This is a genomic window from Pseudomonas sp. BW7P1 (genome assembly GCF_024981055.1).
Classification (GTDB): domain Bacteria; phylum Pseudomonadota; class Gammaproteobacteria; order Pseudomonadales; family Pseudomonadaceae; genus Aquipseudomonas; species Aquipseudomonas bananamidigenes.
In genome coordinates, this window is record NZ_CP103374.1 from 4,367,625 (window position 1) to 4,383,579 (window position 15,955).

Here is a 15,955-nt window from a genome sequence, read left to right on the forward strand (position 1 = left end):
ATAACAATGATCTTCACCCCGGAACACGAAGCCCTGCGTCGCACTGTCCGCCAGTTCATCGAGCACGAGATCAACCCCCACGTCGATGAATGGGAAAAGGCCGGTCGCTTTCCGATCCACGAAATTTTCCGCAAGGCCGGCGACCTCGGTCTGCTGGGGATTTCCAAACCGGAAAAATTCGGCGGCATGGGACTGGATTACAGCTATTCGATCGTCGCCGCCGAAGAATTCGGCACCATCCATTGCGGCGGCATTCCGATGTCGATCGGCGTGCAGACCGACATGTGCACGCCCGCCCTCGCCCGCTTCGGCTCCGATGAACTGCGCGAGGAATTTCTGCGACCGGCCATCACCGGCGAGCAGGTCGGCTGTATTGGCGTGTCGGAAGTCGGCGCCGGTTCCGACGTCGCCGGGCTCAAGACCACCGCCCGCAAGGATGGCGACGACTATGTGATCAACGGCAGCAAGATGTGGATCACCAACTCACCGAGCGCCGACTTCATCTGCCTGCTGGCCAACACGTCGGATGACAAGCCGCACGTCAACAAGTCACTGATCATGGTGCCGATGAACACGCCGGGCATCAGCCTCAGTTCGCACCTGGACAAGCTCGGCATGCGCAGCTCGGAAACCGCCCAGGTATTTTTCGACAACGTGCGCGTCCCCCAGCGCAATCGCATCGGCCACGAAGGCGCCGGGTTCATGATGCAAATGCTGCAGTTCCAGGAGGAGCGTCTGTTCGGCGCGGCGAACATGATCAAGGGTCTGGAATACTGCGTCGACAGCACTATCGAGTACTGCAAGGAGCGCAAGACCTTCGGCAGTGCGCTGATCGACAATCAGGTAATCCACTTCCGCCTCGCCGAATTGCAGACCGAAATCGAATGCCTGCGGGCGCTGGTCTATCAGGCCACCGAGCAATACGTCAAAGGCCACGACGTCACCCGGCTGGCCTCGATGGCCAAACTCAAGGCCGGGCGCCTGGGCCGCGAAGTCAGCGACAGTTGCCTGCAATACTGGGGCGGCATGGGGTTCATGTGGGACAACCCGGTGGCCCGCGCCTATCGCGACGTACGCCTCGTATCGATTGGCGGCGGTGCCGACGAAATCATGCTGGGCATCATCTGCAAACTGATGGGCATCCTGCCGGGGAAAAAGAAATGACGACCCTGCCCGATTGCCGGACGCTATTGCTCGAATCTCATAACGGCGTGCTGCACATCACCCTCAATCGCCCGGAAAGCCGCAACGCCATGAGCCTGCAAATGGTCGCCGAGTTGCGTGCGGTGCTGACCGCCGTGCGCGATGACCGCAGCGTGCGCGCCCTGGTGCTCAGTGGCGCCGGCGGGCATTTCTGTGCCGGGGGCGACATCAAGGACATGGCCAATGCCCGTGTCCAAGGCAGCGATGCCTATCGGGAGCTGAACCGCGCCTTCGGTTCATTACTGGAAGAAGCGCAGTACGCCCCGCAGGTGTTGATCACCGTTCTGCAGGGCGCGGTGCTCGGGGGCGGTTTCGGGCTGGCATGCGTCAGCGATATCGCAATGGCCGATCATCAGGCGCAATTCGGCCTGCCGGAAACCAGCCTTGGCCTTTTGCCGGCGCAGATCGCACCCTTTGTGGTGCAGCGCATCGGCCTCACCGAAGCCCGCCGTCTGGCGCTGACCGCTGCGCGATTCGACGGCCATCAGGCACGGCGCCTGGGGCTTGTGCACTTTGTCGAAGAAGATCCACAGGCGCTGGCCGAACGGCTGGAAGACGTGCTGCAACATGTTCTGTGCTGCGCCCCCGAAGCGAACGCCGCCACCAAAAAACTGCTGCTGGCCAGTGCTGGCCAGCCGTCGAGCGGACTGCTGGATGAAGCGGCGCAACGGTTCAGCGAAGCGGTAACCGGCGCCGAGGGGATTGAAGGCACGATGGCGTTTGTGCAAAAGCGCAAACCCGGATGGAGCACCTGACCCTGTGGGAGCGGGCTTGCCCGCGAAGAGGCCCTTCAATCCACCGCCAAAAACTCAGGAAAATCACCATGCCCGCCATCCATAAAATCCTGATTGCCAACCGCGGTGAAATCGCCTGCCGCATCCAGCGCACCGCCCAGGCCCTCGGCTATCGCACGGTTGCGGTGTTCAGCGACGCCGACGCCGATGCACTGCATGTGCGAATGGCGGATCAAGCGGTGTACATCGGCCCGGCGCCGGTGCAGCAGTCCTACCTGAACATCCCGGCCATCCTCGCCGCGGCCCGCCGCAGCGGTGCCGACGCGATCCATCCCGGGTATGGCTTCCTCTCGGAAAACGCCGAATTCGCCCGGGCCTGTCAACACGCCGGCCTGACCTTCATCGGTCCCGACGTCGACGCCATCGAGCTGATGGGCAGCAAGCGTCAATCGAAAATCGCCATGCTCGCCGCTGGCGTCCCATGCATCGACGGCTATCAAGGCGCAGATCAGGATGACACCACCCTGATCCGCGAAGCCGAACGCATCGGTTATCCGTTGATGATCAAGGCCAGCGCCGGCGGTGGTGGACGCGGCATGCGTCTGGTGCATCACGCAGAAGAACTGGCAGCGCAACTGCGCACCGCCCGTTCCGAAGCAATGAATGGATTCGGCAGTGACGAACTGATCCTGGAACAGGCGTTGATCGAACCGCGTCACGTCGAAGTGCAGTTGTTCGGCGACCGACACGGCAACCTGATCTACCTCGGTGAACGGGATTGTTCGATCCAGCGACGCCATCAGAAAGTCATTGAAGAAGCGCCGTGCCCGGTAATGACCGAGGCGCTACGGCAAGCGATGGGCGAAGCGGCGCTCAAGGCCGGGCGCGCAGTGAACTACGTGGGCGCCGGCACGGTGGAGTTTCTGCTCGATGCCCGCGGCCGGTTCTACTTTCTGGAGATGAATACCCGGCTGCAAGTGGAGCACCCGGTGACCGAATTGATTACCGGACTGGATCTGGTGGCGTGGCAGCTTCTGGTTGCCGAAGGTCAGCCACTGCCGCTGACCCAGGCGCAGGTGAAACTCGACGGCCACGCGATGGAAGTGCGCCTCTATGCCGAAGATCCGGCGCAGGAGTTTCTGCCGCAGACCGGTCGGATCGAAGGCTGGGAACCAGCGCTGGATCGCGGTGCGCGGATTGATCATGGCTTGCTCGAAGATCAGTCGATCACGCCGTTCTACGACCCGATGCTCGGGAAACTGATCGCCCATGGCGCCACTCGCGAGGAAGCCCGGCGCAAGCTGTTGTGCGCGGTGCAGGACAGCGTGTTGCTGGGGGTGCAGAGCAATCAGCGGTTGCTCTGCAGTCTGTTGCAGCATCCGCAGTTCATCAGCGGCGAATTCGGCACCGGGTTCATACCGCAATATTTCACCGACCATCCATGTCTGCATCCCCACACTCCGAACACCGAAGAACTGGCAATCGCGGCATTGCTGTTCTATCAAGCGGCCGCCGGTTCGCATCGCACACCTCTGGCCGGTTGGCGCAACAACGCCGGCGCACCGCTGCACTATCTTTTGGGCCTCGACGATCAGACGTGGAACGTGCAACTGCTGCCTGCCGCACATGGCATCGTTCGGGTTCAGGTCGCTGAACGTGACTTCGAACTGAAGCTCATCGAACACGGCGAACACTCGATATCGCTGGAAATCGAAGGCCTTCGTCAGCGCCACAGCTATCGTCTGCGCGACGACCGGCTCTGGCTGTTCACCCGTCCCGGCAGCCTGCACCTGGTGGATCGAACTCATGCCGTGATCGACAGTCAGACCAGCGTCAGCTCCGGCACCTTGAAAGCCCCGATGGATGGCGCAATCATCGACGTGCTTGTCACCGAAGGCAGCCCGGTCAGCAAGGGCCAGCTGCTGGTGGTGCTGGAGGCGATGAAAATGGAGCATCCGCTCAAGGCCGGCATCGACGGCGTGCTCAAGCGGGTGCAGGTCAAGGTCGGCGATCAGGTAAAAAATCGTCAGGTTCTGTTGCAGGTCGAGTGAGTCGCCGAACGTATCCGTAAGGTTTGACTACGCTCTGACTATCAGGACGCGGAAATCAGGAACCCTGCGATGCCCCATTGGCTGGTCATTGATCTGGAAGCCACCACCGACGAAGGTGGCTGGCCGGTAACGGAAATGGAGATCATCGAGATCGGCGCCACTCTGGTGGATCGTGCCGGTCGCGAGCAGGATCACTTTCAGCGCTTCGTCAAGCCGACGCGTCGGCCTCTGTTGACGCCGTTCTGTCGCGAACTCACCCACATCACCCAGGCCAATATCGACGCCGCCCAGACGCTGAGCGAAATGTGGCCGACGTTCGAGCGCTGGCTCGGCCAGCACCTTGCACGCCTTGAAGGCTGGGCCAGCTGGGGTGACTACGACCGCAAACAATTGCTTCAGGAATGGCAGCGCCTGCAACTCGACAGCGCGTTGAGCCGTACTCCGCACATGAACCTCAAACAGCGCTTTGCCAAGGCCAGGCGCCTCGAACGGCCTTTGGGGCTCAATGGCGCCCTGCAACTGGCAGGCATGCAGTTCAGCGGCCAACAACATCGTGCGCTGGAAGATGCACGCAATACCGCCCGATTATTGCCGCTGGTGCTGCCGCTCTAGCGCAGGTGACGGCGCCATGAGCCTTGTGCATACTGGCCGGCCCTTTTTAACCCTTTTACGCCCTTTTCGAGAGGAATCGCCCATGTTTAAAGTCAACGAGTACTTCGACGGCACCGTCAAGTCGATCGCCTTTGGCACTGCTGAAGGCCCTGCGACCATCGGCGTCATGGCCCCGGGCGAATACGAATTCGGCACCAGCCAGCGTGAAATCATGCATGTGGTATCCGGTGCGCTGACCGTCAAACTGCCGGACAGCAGCGACTGGGAAACCTTCGCTGCCGGCAGCCAGTTCAACGTGCCGGCCAACAGCAAGTTCCAGCTGAAAGTGGCCGTCGACACCGCTTACCTGTGCGAATACCGCGGCTGACACCCCGGTTTCCTGCGGCAATGAAAAATGCCCGTGTCCAGTGACACGGGCATTTTTCGTTTCGGGGCGGTTATTCGAGGATTTCCACCGGCATGCCGATTTCGAGGCGACCATTGCTGTCATTGACCAGGTTCTGCCCGAACATCGCGCCGTCGGCCTGGGCGCGGGTCTTCTGCAGGGTCGCCAGTGGCTCGCGGTCGGCGCTGCGCTCGCCGGTCTGCGGATCGATGGTGGTGAGAATGCAGCGAGAGCACGACTTGACCACGCGGAACTCGACATCACCGATGCGGATGCGCTTCCAGCCATCCTCGGCGTACGCTTCGCTGCCCTCGATTACCAGATTCGGACGGAACCGCAGCATTTCCAGCGGACGTCCGACTTCCTGCGAAAGATGCTGCAACGACGCCTCGCCAATCAGCAGCAGCGGGAAGCCATCGGCAAACGCGACCTGATCGTCATCTTTGCCATACCCGGCCTGAGTCGTCCGGGCGCGATCCAGCGGAACCTGTACCAGACGAGTCGGCTTGCCGATGAATCGACTGACCCACGCCGCAGCCTCATCACCGGCATCGGGCACCCGCAGGGTATCGCGCCAGATGGTCACGCCGCGCAGTTCAGCGTCGCTGCCAGGCAAGGCGATATCGATCGCCGAATGCCCCGGCGCATTGAGAGTCAGGCCACCAGCGGCATTCCACAGCGCCGACAACTGGCTCATCTTCGCTTCGGCGCGCTGGGTCAGGAATCGCCCGCTGGCCTCGTCCACCAGCATCCAGCGGCGGTCGCCTTCAAGCCCCAGTCTGTCCAGGCCGATCCCTTGCAGAACCTCGGCTCTGGCGGATTTCAACGGGTAACGATAAAGCGCGCTCAGACGCAGCATGGCCAGCTCCCTGGTGGCGGAAAAATGCCACCCTATACGAGCTTTCTCATCGAATCAAAGGCTGCCGCACGGTCAGCCCGCGACCGGAGCGTCAGGCAGGCACTCCATCAAGCATCAGACGCTGGCGCACTACATCGACCAGTTTGTCCGGCTGGAATTTGGAAAGGAAATTATCGCAGCCGACCTTCTTGACCATCGAATCGTTGAAGCTGCCGGACAACGAAGTATGCAGCACGACGTACAGACCACGCAGACGCGGATCATTACGGATTTCGGTGGTCAGGCGATAACCGTCCATTTCCGGCATTTCCGCATCGGTGAAGACCATCAACAGTTTGTCGGTCATGCTCACCCCGGTATCGGCCCATGCCTTGAGCATGTTCAAGGCTTTCAGACCGTCACTGGCAATGTGCATTTTCACACCCAACTGGCCGAGGGTGTCGCGCAACTGCGACAACGCCACATTGGAATCGTCCACCAGCAGCACCTCACGACCGCGGGCCTGCTCCAGAACCGGGTCTTCGAGCTTGTCGCGGGACACTTTGGCGTTGTAGGGAACGATTTCGGCGAGCACTTTCTCGACGTCGATGATTTCCACCAGTTGATTGTCGACCTTGCTGATGGCCGTCAGGTAATGTTGGCGGCCGGCGCTGCTCGGAGGCGGCAGGATGGCTTCCCAGTTCATGTTGACGATACGATCCACGCCACCGACAAGGAACGCCTGCACCGAGCGGTTGTACTCGGTGACGATGATCGTGCTGTCGGGGCCCGGCACCAGCGGGCGCATGCCGATCGCCTGAGACAGGTCGATCACCGGCAGAGTCTGGCCGCGCAGGTTGACCACACCGCAGACAAACGGATGACGCTGGGGCATCAAGGTCAGCTTGGGCAGTTGCAGGACTTCCTGGACCTTGAACACGTTGATCGCGAACAACTGGCGCCCGGCGAGTCGAAACATGAGAATTTCCAGGCGATTCTCACCCACCAGTTGCGTGCGTTGGTCTACCGTATCGAGAATGCCGGCCATCAAATGACTCCTGGGGCTTGTACTGGTGAATTCATTAAAGGGGTTTATCGGCTGATGACGGCCGATCTTGATGCCCGTTGCAAATCACCTACAAAATGCCATGAGAAAGCATTGATGTCACATTAACATCATGCTTTACTGACCCCGTGATTTCATCTGCTACATTCTCTGCGGCGCGACCTCGATTTGCACCGTAGGTTCCCGTGCCTAAGGGATTCCCCTAGTAACAATCAGGCCCAACCTGATGTTCGCAATATCCAATAGCCATTAATGTGACGCCATTCTCATTGCATGAACGGAGTCAGGCTTTTGTGTGTGATCGCAGGTCAGTGGAACCCCACCCTCTCGAAACCCCCGGCACACGCCTCGGCACAGCAGGGCGCGATCTCACGACGGTTCATGATCGTCGACACACACGACATTCGCTCATCAGACATGACGTTGTGGAGATAAGCATGCCGAACGACCGCAAAGAGTGGGCACAGCGATTCCCCGAATTTCTCGTCGAGGCTGAAACGCTCCTGGCCAAGTCCGAAGAATGCCTGAGCCACTTGCAGTTGATCAGCAATGACCGGGACGCCATCGATTGCATGCTCGGCACTCTGCTCAAACTGGCGAACAGGGCTGACGCCCTGGCACTGGGCGCGGTCTCGGAGTTTTCCCGTCATCTGCACGGGTTGCTCAGCCGGACTCAGGACGGCGTCGACCTGCATGCTCAGGCGCTGGAGGCCCTGAAGGACTGTTTCACCTTGATGGCCTGGCAGCTTGAGCTGGTCGACCCGAGTACCGGGCAGCTGAGTCTGGACGAAAGCGAACAGACTTCCCTCATCGAAGCATTCGCCTTTCAGGTCGGACAGAGCCAGTTTCAGCCACCGCTCCAAAGTAAAACCCTATCCCTCGTATCCTACTCGGAGCGACAGGCCTGAGCGGGAGCATTCCAGGCCCGGTGCAACACCGTTAGTTTGAACCATCGAATGTCGCAATTGATTAACTCATGCCTGCCAGCGACACCTGTGAACAATTAATAACGTTCCATGAATGCAACCTGACTGCCACGGATGTCAGGGTTTACCTGTGCGTTTGTGAAAAATGAATCTTCGGGCCGCCGCGATAATTATCAAATCCGGTAAATCAACTTTTCCATTATGGAACTCGCGTCCAACGTGGCGTATATCCTGACTCTTCGGACATATAGGCGAACGCGACCAACGGTATGTTAAGTGGTATTATGCCGCCCGTTAGTTGCTTTCAGTTAATGGCACCGTGACTTCAATGAGCGACCTGCAGCAAAAGTTGGCAGTCATTTATCGATCACTGAACCTTGTTGAAAACAGCAGCCTGAACCACATTATTTTCAGACAGAGACCGACAATCACACTGACCGGTCTGCCCGCAGCGAACATCCATTGGCTCCATCCGCTATGTACGCCAGCCTCAAGTCAATCACCACATGGCCTCCCTCCCGAGAAAACGCGCGCCGTTTCACTCTCTTGCTGTGCATTGGAGCGGCAACGGGCAGCCTTTTGACTTATGGTCTGTCGGCCCCGGTCTCGCTGGGTCTGCTGTTGATCAATATTGCAGCTGCCGGCTGTGTCTGGATACAACATCGCCTGTCGCGCAAATCGATCAAGCTCAAGCCTCAGGAGCTGGCCGACCGATTGCTTGAAGTCCAGGAGAACGAACGTCATCGTCTGAGCCGTGAACTGCATGACGATATCGGGCAACTACTGACCGCCGCCAAGTTGCAAAGCGAATGGCTCAAACGACGCCTGCCGGAAGACTTGCAGGAACAGTGCTCGGCTCTCTGCGACACCCTTGAGGAAACACTCAATAAAGTCCGTGACGTTTCGGCCATTCTCAATCCTCGGCAGTTGACCAGCCTCGGCCTCGAAGCCAGCCTGCGCGCGCACTTGCTCAAGACGCTGGCCAATACGCCGGTTCACTGGAGTCTCGACTGCCAGCAACGTCTGAACGGCATCCCCGAAGAAATGGCGGTCGCGGCCTTTCGAATCACTCAGGAAGCCGTGACCAATATCCTGCGTCATGCGCAGGCCAAAAATCTGCTGATCCGCCTGCAGCGTCTTCCGCAAGGGTTGACCTTGCTGATCAGCGATGACGGCTTGGGCTTCGCCCCGGCTGCCAATCCCGGCCTTGAAGGACAACGTGGCATGGCCGGAATGGCCGAAAGGATCGAGCAATTGGGGGGCACCCTGAGCGTGAGGAGCGAGCCGGGCAACGGCACTCAAATCGAAGCACTATTCCCGTGGGCGCCCCGGGCACTCGAGCGGGCCAGTACGAATAAGGTTATGCGTTGACTTGTAACTTACTTCTGGTGGATGACCACTCGCTGATCAGGGCCGGCGTGCGCGCTCTGGTGCTGGATATTCCGGGCTATGCGGTAATCGGCGAGGCCAATGACGGCTCGCAACTGCTCGAAATGGTCGAGCAGATGAACCCCGATATCGTCTTGCTGGATATTTCCATGAAGGAAACCGGCGGCCTGGAAGCCTTGCAACGGCTCAAACGGATTCGTCCGCACAGCAAGGTTCTGATTCTGTCGATGCACACGGACCCGGCGCTGATCATGCAGGCGCTGGAGTCCGGGGCCCATGGTTACCTGCTCAAGGACACGACCGCCACCGAGCTGGAACACGCCCTGGAAGCCCTGCGCAATAACGAACGTTACTTGAGCCCTGCCATCGCCCACACGGTGATCAATCAGGCATTGACCCGCAACCAGAAACAGCAACCGGAAGTCGCCGACTCTCACAATCTGACGGCGCGCCAACTGGAAATACTGCGCCTGATCGTGCGTGGCAAGTCCACACGCGAGATCGCCAACGGCCTGGGTCTGAGTATCAAGACCGTGGAAACCCACCGCTCGCAGATCATGAAACGTCTGCAGATCTACGACGTGGCGGGACTGGTGCTGTTTGCCGTGCGGGAACAGATCATCAGTCTTGACGACTGACAGGTCGGGGGTTGCCCAGCAGAGGCGAATCCTGTGGCAGATGCACGCGCAATGCCGCCGGGCGCGCCGAGAATCGCAGGCTCTCCCCTTCCAGTGGCTCTCCGTCAAGATTGATGCACAGTCCTTCGGCCACCTTGATTTCAACCCAAGGCAATCGCGTGCGCACGAACATGTTATCGAGGCCGAAACCATCGCTTAGCAGGGTTTTCAGGGTGCCAACCAACTCCTGAGGAGCCGGCAGGATACTGATATCCAGCAGGCCATCATCAACCTGTGCCTCCGGACACAGCACGTGTCCTCCGCCCGCCTGGCGACCATTGCCGATGCCCAGTGCCAGCAGCTCTCCACTCCAATGGAAACCCGGGCCCTGCAATTCGCCATACGCGGCATGCAACTCACTGAACCGGGACAGACCGGTGAACAGATAGGCAGCCCCTCCGAGGACCTTTTTCAAGTCCTCCGAGGTATTGGCGGTGACTTGACTGCCGAATCCACCGGTGGCCATGTTCAGGAATATCTGTCCGCCCACCTCCCCCAGATCAATGTCATACGCAGGCGTATCGAGCAGCTCGAGCGCCTCGGCCGGCTCCAGAGGAATGCCTGCAGCGCGGGAAAAATCGTTGGCAGTGCCCAACGGCAGCAACACCAGACTGGCCTTGCCGGGATCAGACGCCAAGGCTTCGGCGATGTCCCGCAACGTACCATCGCCGCCCCCGGCAATGATATGACTGAATCCTGCAGACAGGGCTTCCTTCACCAGACGCCGGGCGTCACCGTCCTCCCAGGTAAGACGCACCGCGATATCCCAACCCTGGCTGCGCTTGTATTCAACGGCCGCACGAACCGACTCGTTGAGTGCTTGCTTGCCATGCAAAATCAGCCATGCCTTGTGCTTTTCCATTGTTGGTCACTCCCGGAAATGAATCTGTTCGGGACATCTTGACCCTCAAGGTACAGAAAAGAGCCGTCGCAGTTTCAAGCAATTGCCGGGATCGGGCCTGCTCTTCCTGCAGGCCGGTATTTTTTCGTACGAAATGAAAGGAATCGGCTCAATTGACCTGTCCTTGTCATTGGTACACCGTGTCTCGGCAACATTAATCTTTCACCCGAACACACAGGGATGTGCAGGTAATGCGTGAGTACTTCACCGGGAATTTCGATCATTCGAACGGCATTTTTTGCCGGAGAAAAACAAGGGCGGCAGGCGGGCGGTTCAATGCGCAGTCATGAAGCAATAATGTCAGTGAGTCCGGTTGCCCCTTTCTCCGATGCTCGAACCAGCCCTGAAACTGAAATCAAAAGCGACGCCAACAGCAACGGAGAAACCATCATGGAACCCCGTTTCACCGAGCTCGAAACTCACCTCAAATACATCCGTCGTGACATGGATGAAGTCAGAGGGGACGTCAAAGCCATCAAATACCGTCTTGCCTACGCTGCTGGCGCTACAGCAGTGGTGATTACACTGCTTGGCTGGATAGCCAACAGCCGTTTCGACCAGGTGGTTGCACTGATCAGCCGTTGACAGTCTGAACTGCAGGCCCTCACCGGGCCTGCAGTTCAGGGTTCAGCCGAGCAGGTCGCTCAGCGGAATGAAGGGCACGCTCTCCCCCTGCTCCAGCGTGCGCCCTTCCTGGACCTCTACCAATCCATCGGCCCACGCAGCGCTACGCAGGACACCGGAACTCTGATTACGGTAAATCATCGCTTGTCCCTGCTCCAGGCGTCCCCGCAGAAACTCGCGCCGATTGCCGGCATGGGGCCAGACGAATCCTGCCGGAACCGGAAACTTCAACGGCTCGACATCCTGCACACCCTGGCGACGAAGCAGATACGGCTTGGTCAGCAAGGCGAAAGTCACAAGAGTGGATGCCGGATTACCAGGCAGGCCGATGACCGGAACGTTGCGAAAATGACCGACAGTCAAAGGTTTGCCGGGCTTTATTGCCAGTTTCCAAAGCGTCAGCTCACCCTCTTCCCTCAGCGCGACGCCAAGGAAATCCGCCTCTCCGACCGACACACCACCGGTGGACAGAATCAGGTCAGCCTCTTTGAATGCTCCAAGGCGCGCGCGAGTTGTGGCCAGATCGTCCGGCAGGATGCCGCCGTCGAGCACCTCACACCCCATGCGCCGCAGCCAACTGCACAGCACCACCCGGTTGCTGTTGTAGATCTGTCCCGGTCCCAGCGCCGTACCCGGTTCAACCAGTTCATCGCCAGTGGACAGTACCGCCACACGCACCTTGCGCACTACATCAAGTCCGGCACACCCCAGGGAAGCGGCCAGACCCAGCTCGATCGGACCCAGTCGGGTTCCGGCAGGCAGGATCAATTCGCCCGCAGTCGTTTCCTGGCCTTGCGGGCGTATGTTCTGCCCGGCACTCATTGTTTCGATGAACCGTACCCGCTCATCGGCCTCGATCACGGCGTTTTCCTGCATCTCGACGCAATCCGCACCCGGTGGCACCGGTGCGCCTGTGAAGATCCGCGCGCAGGTGCCTGGCAGCAGCGGCTCAGGCGCCTGACCGGCAAAGATCTTCTGACTGACCGGCATCGGCTCGCCGGTCCAGTCGGCCAGATTCAAGGCATAACCATCCATCGCGCTGTTGGGCCATGGCGGCAGATCCAGTGTCGAGATCAGATCCTGCCCCAGTACCCGTCCCTCGACCTGCGCCAGCGGCAAATATTCACACTCCGCAATCCTTGCGGCATCAGCCATTTCGAGCAGCCGCGCCAGTGCAACCTCGACAGGCATCAGGCTGCCGGTCTTGCCCGGCTTACCCACGGGTTTCACAGGGTGCCGCCTGTTTCAGATGAGGGACGAAATTGCACGGACGGTGCCGTGAATCCAGTTGCTCGGCCAAAATCCCGTCCCAACCGGTGCGCACTGCGTTGGTCGAACCTGGCAGGCAGCAAACCAGCGTACCGTTGGCCAGACCGGCCAGAGCACGGGATTGCACAGTGGAGGTGCCGATATCGGCCACCGAGATCTGCCGGAACAGTTCACCAAAACCATCAACCTGCTTGTCAAGCAGACAGGCAACGGCTTCCGGCGTACTGTCGCGACCGGTGAAGCCGGTTCCCCCGGTGATCAGCACCACCTGCACGACATCCTCGGCAATCCAGTGGGCGACTTGCGCACGGATCTTGTACAGATCGTCTTTGAGCAATACCCGCTCTGCCAGGTAATGACCGGCGGCGGTCAAACGATCGACGAAGACCTGGCCGGAAGTATCGGTTTCCAGAGTACGGGTATCACTGACTGTCAGTACCGCAATATTGAGCGGTACGAAAGGTACATCAGCCTTGGCTTTCATCGGCTCGTCCAGTTGTAGGGGAAACAGCCCGGTGTTATATCACAGCACTCCATTTTTTCGCCGAACCTGCGGAGCGTCTCCATGATTTCGAATACGCCATTGCCACCCTGTTCCGTCCTCCTGCTGGCCGGCGGACGCGGTGCGCGCATGGGCGGACAGGACAAGGGACTCATGGAATGGCAGGGCGAACCACTGATCGCTCATCTGCAGCGAAAAGTTCGCCCCTTGACGGACGATCTGATCATTTCCTGCAACCGCAATCATGAGCGTTATGGATGCTTCGCGGATCAATTGGTCAGTGATGATGTGGAGGACTTTCCGGGGCCGCTGGCCGGTATTCGCGCAGGTTTGCGCGCCGCCCGCCATACCCACTTGCTGGTCCTGCCTTGCGACGTGCCGCGAATCGACCTTCCCTTGCTTCAGGAAATGCGCGAGACCGCCAGCCTGAACCCTGAAAACCCTTTGATGCTGCGTCATGATGACCACTGGGAACCCCTGCTGTGCGTGATTCCCGTGGTACTGCTGCCCGCGTTCGAAGACGCCTGGCACCAGGGAGAACGGAGCCCCGGCCGACTCATGCGCAGCCTCGGCGCGAGGGCACTGATCTGCCCGGATAACGACCCGAGGCTGGCCAATCTCAACACCCCGGAACTGTTAAGCTCCCATGACACTGTGTCAGACTGATCGCATTCAAGGAACTCTCACGCCTTGTATACGTCTACAGCTTCAGTAACCAAATTTCCCTTCGGAGACAGACACATGACTCAACGGACTATCGCCACTTTCATGCTTGCACTGGGCCTGGCCACCCTCGCTGGTTGCGCTTCGCCAACGGTGATCACCTTGAATGACGGTCGCGAAATCCAGGCCGTCGACTCGCCAAAATTCGACAAGGATTCCGGCTTCTACGAATTCGAACAACTGGACGGCAAACAGACTCGCATCAACAAGGATCAGGTTCGCACCGTCAAAGAGCTGTAAGCGATCCCCGATATATGAAAAAGCCCGCAAATGCGGGCTTTTTCATGGGCGGTGGCCGACGCCTGCGATCACCAGTCCAGCGTAATCCGGCTTTCAAACTCTCGAGTCTGCCCCGTGACCGGATCAATGAACCGCAACCCCTGCGCCAGAAGCTTGAGCGGTTTGGCGTAATCATCCACAACGTCCCTGAGCACCTCTGGATAGAACGGATCATTGCAAATGCTCGCGCCCAGCGACGTCATGTGCACCCGCAACTGATGCTTCTTGCCGGTCACGGGATACAGACCATAACGCCAGAGCTCACCGTTCCGCTCCCTCACTTCCACTGCCGTTTCGGTATTGCTGACGCCCGACACTTCCTGCATGCGAAAAAAAGGCTCGCCATCGACCATCCGGCTTTTGTGCACCATCGGAAAGTCCAGCCCGGGGAGCGCGGGAGCGATGGCTTCGTAACGTTTTTCGATTTGCCTCGTCGGAAACAGCGACTGATACGCCGAACGGGTCTGCGGGTTGGCCGAGAAAATCACCAGGCCGGCCGTGTGCCGGTCAATTCGGTGCAGCGGCACCAGATGCGGATTGTCCAGGCGGCGAATCAACCGGCGCAGCAACGTCTGCTCGACATACTCGCCTGCCGGGGTCACCGGGAGGAAGTGCGGTTTGTCCGCCACGACCAGATGCTCGTCCGCGTAGAGAATCGACTCGACCACCGGAATCGGTTTCTCGTCCGGCACTTCGCGAAAGTAGTGAATACGCAGGCCTTCCTTGTACGGCAACTCCAGTGCGATCGGTCGCCCCTCGCCGTCCAGCACTCGTCCCCGGGCAATCCTGTCGCGCCATTGCTCGCGCCCGATCGTACTGAAGTGATCGCAGAGGCAATCGAACACTGTCCGCCAGTCACCAGGGGGCAGATAAAGCGTGCTGGCCTGACTCTGTGCGGCGGAAAACACTGATGCGCTGGACATACGGAACACTCGAACCACGAAACAGAGCCGCATTATCCAGCACAGGACACGACGGGCCTAGCGGATTCATGCCGGAATCGACTTCATCGCGGCGGCTTCGGTGAACTCCTTCAGCCAGCGCAAGACTTCGACCGCCTCCCAGCGACCCGGGTCGTACAGGGCATACAACAACCCCTGATAGCCCACCACATCCAGTTGCTTGTGATAACCGGCACGCTGGAACAGGGCTTCGATCTCGGCAAAACAGGTATTGAAATGCAGCTTGTTGAACGGCGTCTTGCCTTCCGTGACCAGACCATCCAGACGCAACTCGCGGACGGCCTCGCCAATCACATCCACCGACATCCGGTTCACACTGCTTTTCAATTGTTCGACATTGACCACGATTCATCCCTCCGGCGTCCTGCCTGCCCTGCGCATTGTCCAGATAGCGCCAGGCATGGCAGGATCACCCAATTACTGTATACACATACAGTAACCGAATAATCCGGCAAGCGCCAAGGAGGGAATGATCGCCGCGATGAATGGGCGCAGGAAAAATCAGCGAAGAAATGCCACCACCTGATCGGCGCTGAATGGCCATCCGAGCTCCGCACCGGTATCGGTTCGCCGCAAGACCGGAATCCGCAGGCTGTAAGCTTCGTACCAGGATTCATCGTCAGCGATGTCCACCAGCTCCACCAGCAGGCCATGCTCGACAAAGGGCATCAACTCGGCTTCGGCCACTTCACACAGGTGACACCCCAGGGTGCCGAACAGCTGGCATTCAGGAAGCATGTGCGCTCGATCCAGACATTTGATGGGACATTCTAGGCCCGCCCCGCAAACCCGTCGAGCCGCCAGCGTACTCGAC

The 15,955-nt window shown here is 59.4% G+C and carries 19 protein-coding genes; 11 read left to right on the plus strand and 8 right to left on the minus strand.

From position 1 onward, the window contains the following. The first annotated feature begins 6 nt into the window (after positions 1-6). The 5 genes from atuD (at position 7) to NWV16_RS19595 (ending at position 4,967) form a co-directional block, all read left to right on the plus strand. Positions 7-1,164, plus strand: coding sequence for a citronellyl-CoA dehydrogenase (atuD, locus tag NWV16_RS19575; protein ID WP_260520404.1), 1,158 nt, complete (start codon positions 7-9; stop codon positions 1,162-1,164). Further along, positions 1,161-1,958, plus strand: coding sequence for an enoyl-CoA hydratase/isomerase family protein (locus NWV16_RS19580; RefSeq protein WP_260520405.1), 798 nt, complete (start codon positions 1,161-1,163; stop codon positions 1,956-1,958). The genes atuD and NWV16_RS19580 overlap by 4 nt, the downstream gene beginning before the upstream one ends. 68 nt (positions 1,959-2,026) lie before the next feature. Further along, a complete protein-coding gene (locus tag NWV16_RS19585; RefSeq protein ID WP_260520406.1) occupies positions 2,027-3,988 on the plus strand; it encodes an acetyl/propionyl/methylcrotonyl-CoA carboxylase subunit alpha in 1,962 nt (653 codons plus the stop codon). Positions 3,989-4,057: 69 nt separating this feature from the next. Beyond that, positions 4,058-4,600, plus strand: coding sequence for an exonuclease domain-containing protein (locus tag NWV16_RS19590; RefSeq protein ID WP_260520407.1), 543 nt, complete (start codon positions 4,058-4,060; stop codon positions 4,598-4,600). Between the two features lie 82 nt (positions 4,601-4,682). Beyond that, positions 4,683-4,967, plus strand: coding sequence for a pyrimidine/purine nucleoside phosphorylase (locus tag NWV16_RS19595; RefSeq protein WP_007940055.1), 285 nt, complete (start codon positions 4,683-4,685; stop codon positions 4,965-4,967). 70 nt (positions 4,968-5,037) lie between these two features. Here NWV16_RS19595 and NWV16_RS19600 read toward each other — a convergent pair whose 3' ends face one another. Next, positions 5,038-5,844 carry an MOSC domain-containing protein gene (locus NWV16_RS19600; protein ID WP_260520408.1) on the minus strand — a complete coding sequence of 269 codons (807 nt, stop codon included), beginning with the start codon at positions 5,842-5,844 and terminating at the stop codon, positions 5,038-5,040. Between the two features lie 91 nt (positions 5,845-5,935). After that, positions 5,936-6,871, minus strand: a complete 936-nt coding sequence (locus NWV16_RS19605) for a chemotaxis protein CheV (RefSeq protein ID WP_260520409.1) — start codon at positions 6,869-6,871, stop codon at positions 5,936-5,938. Positions 6,872-7,326: 455 nt separating this feature from the next. Here NWV16_RS19605 and NWV16_RS19610 point away from each other — a divergent pair, with 455 nt between their 5' ends. The 3 genes from NWV16_RS19610 (at position 7,327) to NWV16_RS19620 (ending at position 9,842) form a co-directional block, all read left to right on the plus strand. Beyond that, on the plus strand, positions 7,327-7,797 hold the full coding sequence (locus NWV16_RS19610) for a hypothetical protein (RefSeq protein ID WP_260520410.1): 471 nt from the start codon (positions 7,327-7,329) through the stop codon (positions 7,795-7,797). Positions 7,798-8,292: 495 nt separating this feature from the next. After that, positions 8,293-9,186, plus strand: coding sequence for a sensor histidine kinase (locus NWV16_RS19615; RefSeq protein ID WP_260523554.1), 894 nt, complete (start codon positions 8,293-8,295; stop codon positions 9,184-9,186). Then, positions 9,183-9,842 carry a response regulator transcription factor gene (locus NWV16_RS19620; RefSeq protein ID WP_065257063.1) on the plus strand — a complete coding sequence of 220 codons (660 nt, stop codon included), beginning with the start codon at positions 9,183-9,185 and terminating at the stop codon, positions 9,840-9,842. The genes NWV16_RS19615 and NWV16_RS19620 overlap by 4 nt, the downstream gene beginning before the upstream one ends. Here NWV16_RS19620 and yegS read toward each other — a convergent pair. Then, positions 9,826-10,743, minus strand: coding sequence for a lipid kinase YegS (yegS, locus tag NWV16_RS19625; protein WP_260520411.1), 918 nt, complete (start codon positions 10,741-10,743; stop codon positions 9,826-9,828). The genes NWV16_RS19620 and yegS overlap by 17 nt on opposite strands. Before the next feature lie 315 nt (positions 10,744-11,058). Between yegS and NWV16_RS19630 the strand changes: the two genes are divergently transcribed. Then, positions 11,059-11,367, plus strand: a complete 309-nt coding sequence (locus NWV16_RS19630; protein WP_260523555.1) for a hypothetical protein — start codon at positions 11,059-11,061, stop codon at positions 11,365-11,367. Between the two features lie 42 nt (positions 11,368-11,409). Here the strand turns inward: NWV16_RS19630 and glp are convergent, their stop codons facing one another. Together glp and moaB are read right to left on the minus strand one after the other, a co-directional pair. Continuing rightward, on the minus strand, positions 11,410-12,636 hold the full coding sequence (gene glp, locus NWV16_RS19635; RefSeq protein ID WP_260520412.1) for a gephyrin-like molybdotransferase Glp: 1,227 nt from the start codon (positions 12,634-12,636) through the stop codon (positions 11,410-11,412). Further along, positions 12,620-13,159, minus strand: coding sequence for a molybdenum cofactor biosynthesis protein B (gene moaB, locus NWV16_RS19640; protein WP_065257066.1), 540 nt, complete (start codon positions 13,157-13,159; stop codon positions 12,620-12,622). The genes glp and moaB overlap by 17 nt, the downstream gene beginning before the upstream one ends. Before the next feature lie 81 nt (positions 13,160-13,240). Between moaB and mobA the strand changes: the two genes are divergently transcribed. Together mobA and NWV16_RS19650 are read left to right on the plus strand one after the other, a co-directional pair. Next, a complete protein-coding gene (gene mobA, locus NWV16_RS19645; RefSeq protein ID WP_260520413.1) occupies positions 13,241-13,843 on the plus strand; it encodes a molybdenum cofactor guanylyltransferase MobA in 603 nt (200 codons plus the stop codon). A 75-nt stretch (positions 13,844-13,918) separates the two neighbouring features. Further along, complete coding sequence (locus tag NWV16_RS19650; protein ID WP_065257068.1) at positions 13,919-14,140, plus strand: YgdI/YgdR family lipoprotein; 222 nt, start codon at positions 13,919-13,921, stop codon at positions 14,138-14,140. Between the two features lie 68 nt (positions 14,141-14,208). On the opposite strand, the gene NWV16_RS19655 is transcribed toward NWV16_RS19650, so the two are convergent. From NWV16_RS19655 to NWV16_RS19665, 3 genes are all read right to left on the minus strand, one after another. After that, positions 14,209-15,102 carry a pseudouridine synthase gene (locus NWV16_RS19655; protein ID WP_260520414.1) on the minus strand — a complete coding sequence of 298 codons (894 nt, stop codon included), beginning with the start codon at positions 15,100-15,102 and terminating at the stop codon, positions 14,209-14,211. A 66-nt stretch (positions 15,103-15,168) separates the two neighbouring features. Further along, entirely contained in the window at positions 15,169-15,486 is a 318-nt protein-coding gene (locus NWV16_RS19660; RefSeq protein WP_260520415.1) for a transcriptional regulator, read from the minus strand. 156 nt (positions 15,487-15,642) lie between these two features. Next, positions 15,643-15,879, minus strand: a complete 237-nt coding sequence (locus NWV16_RS19665; RefSeq protein WP_065257070.1) for a glutaredoxin family protein — start codon at positions 15,877-15,879, stop codon at positions 15,643-15,645. Positions 15,880-15,955: the final 76 nt, after the last annotated feature.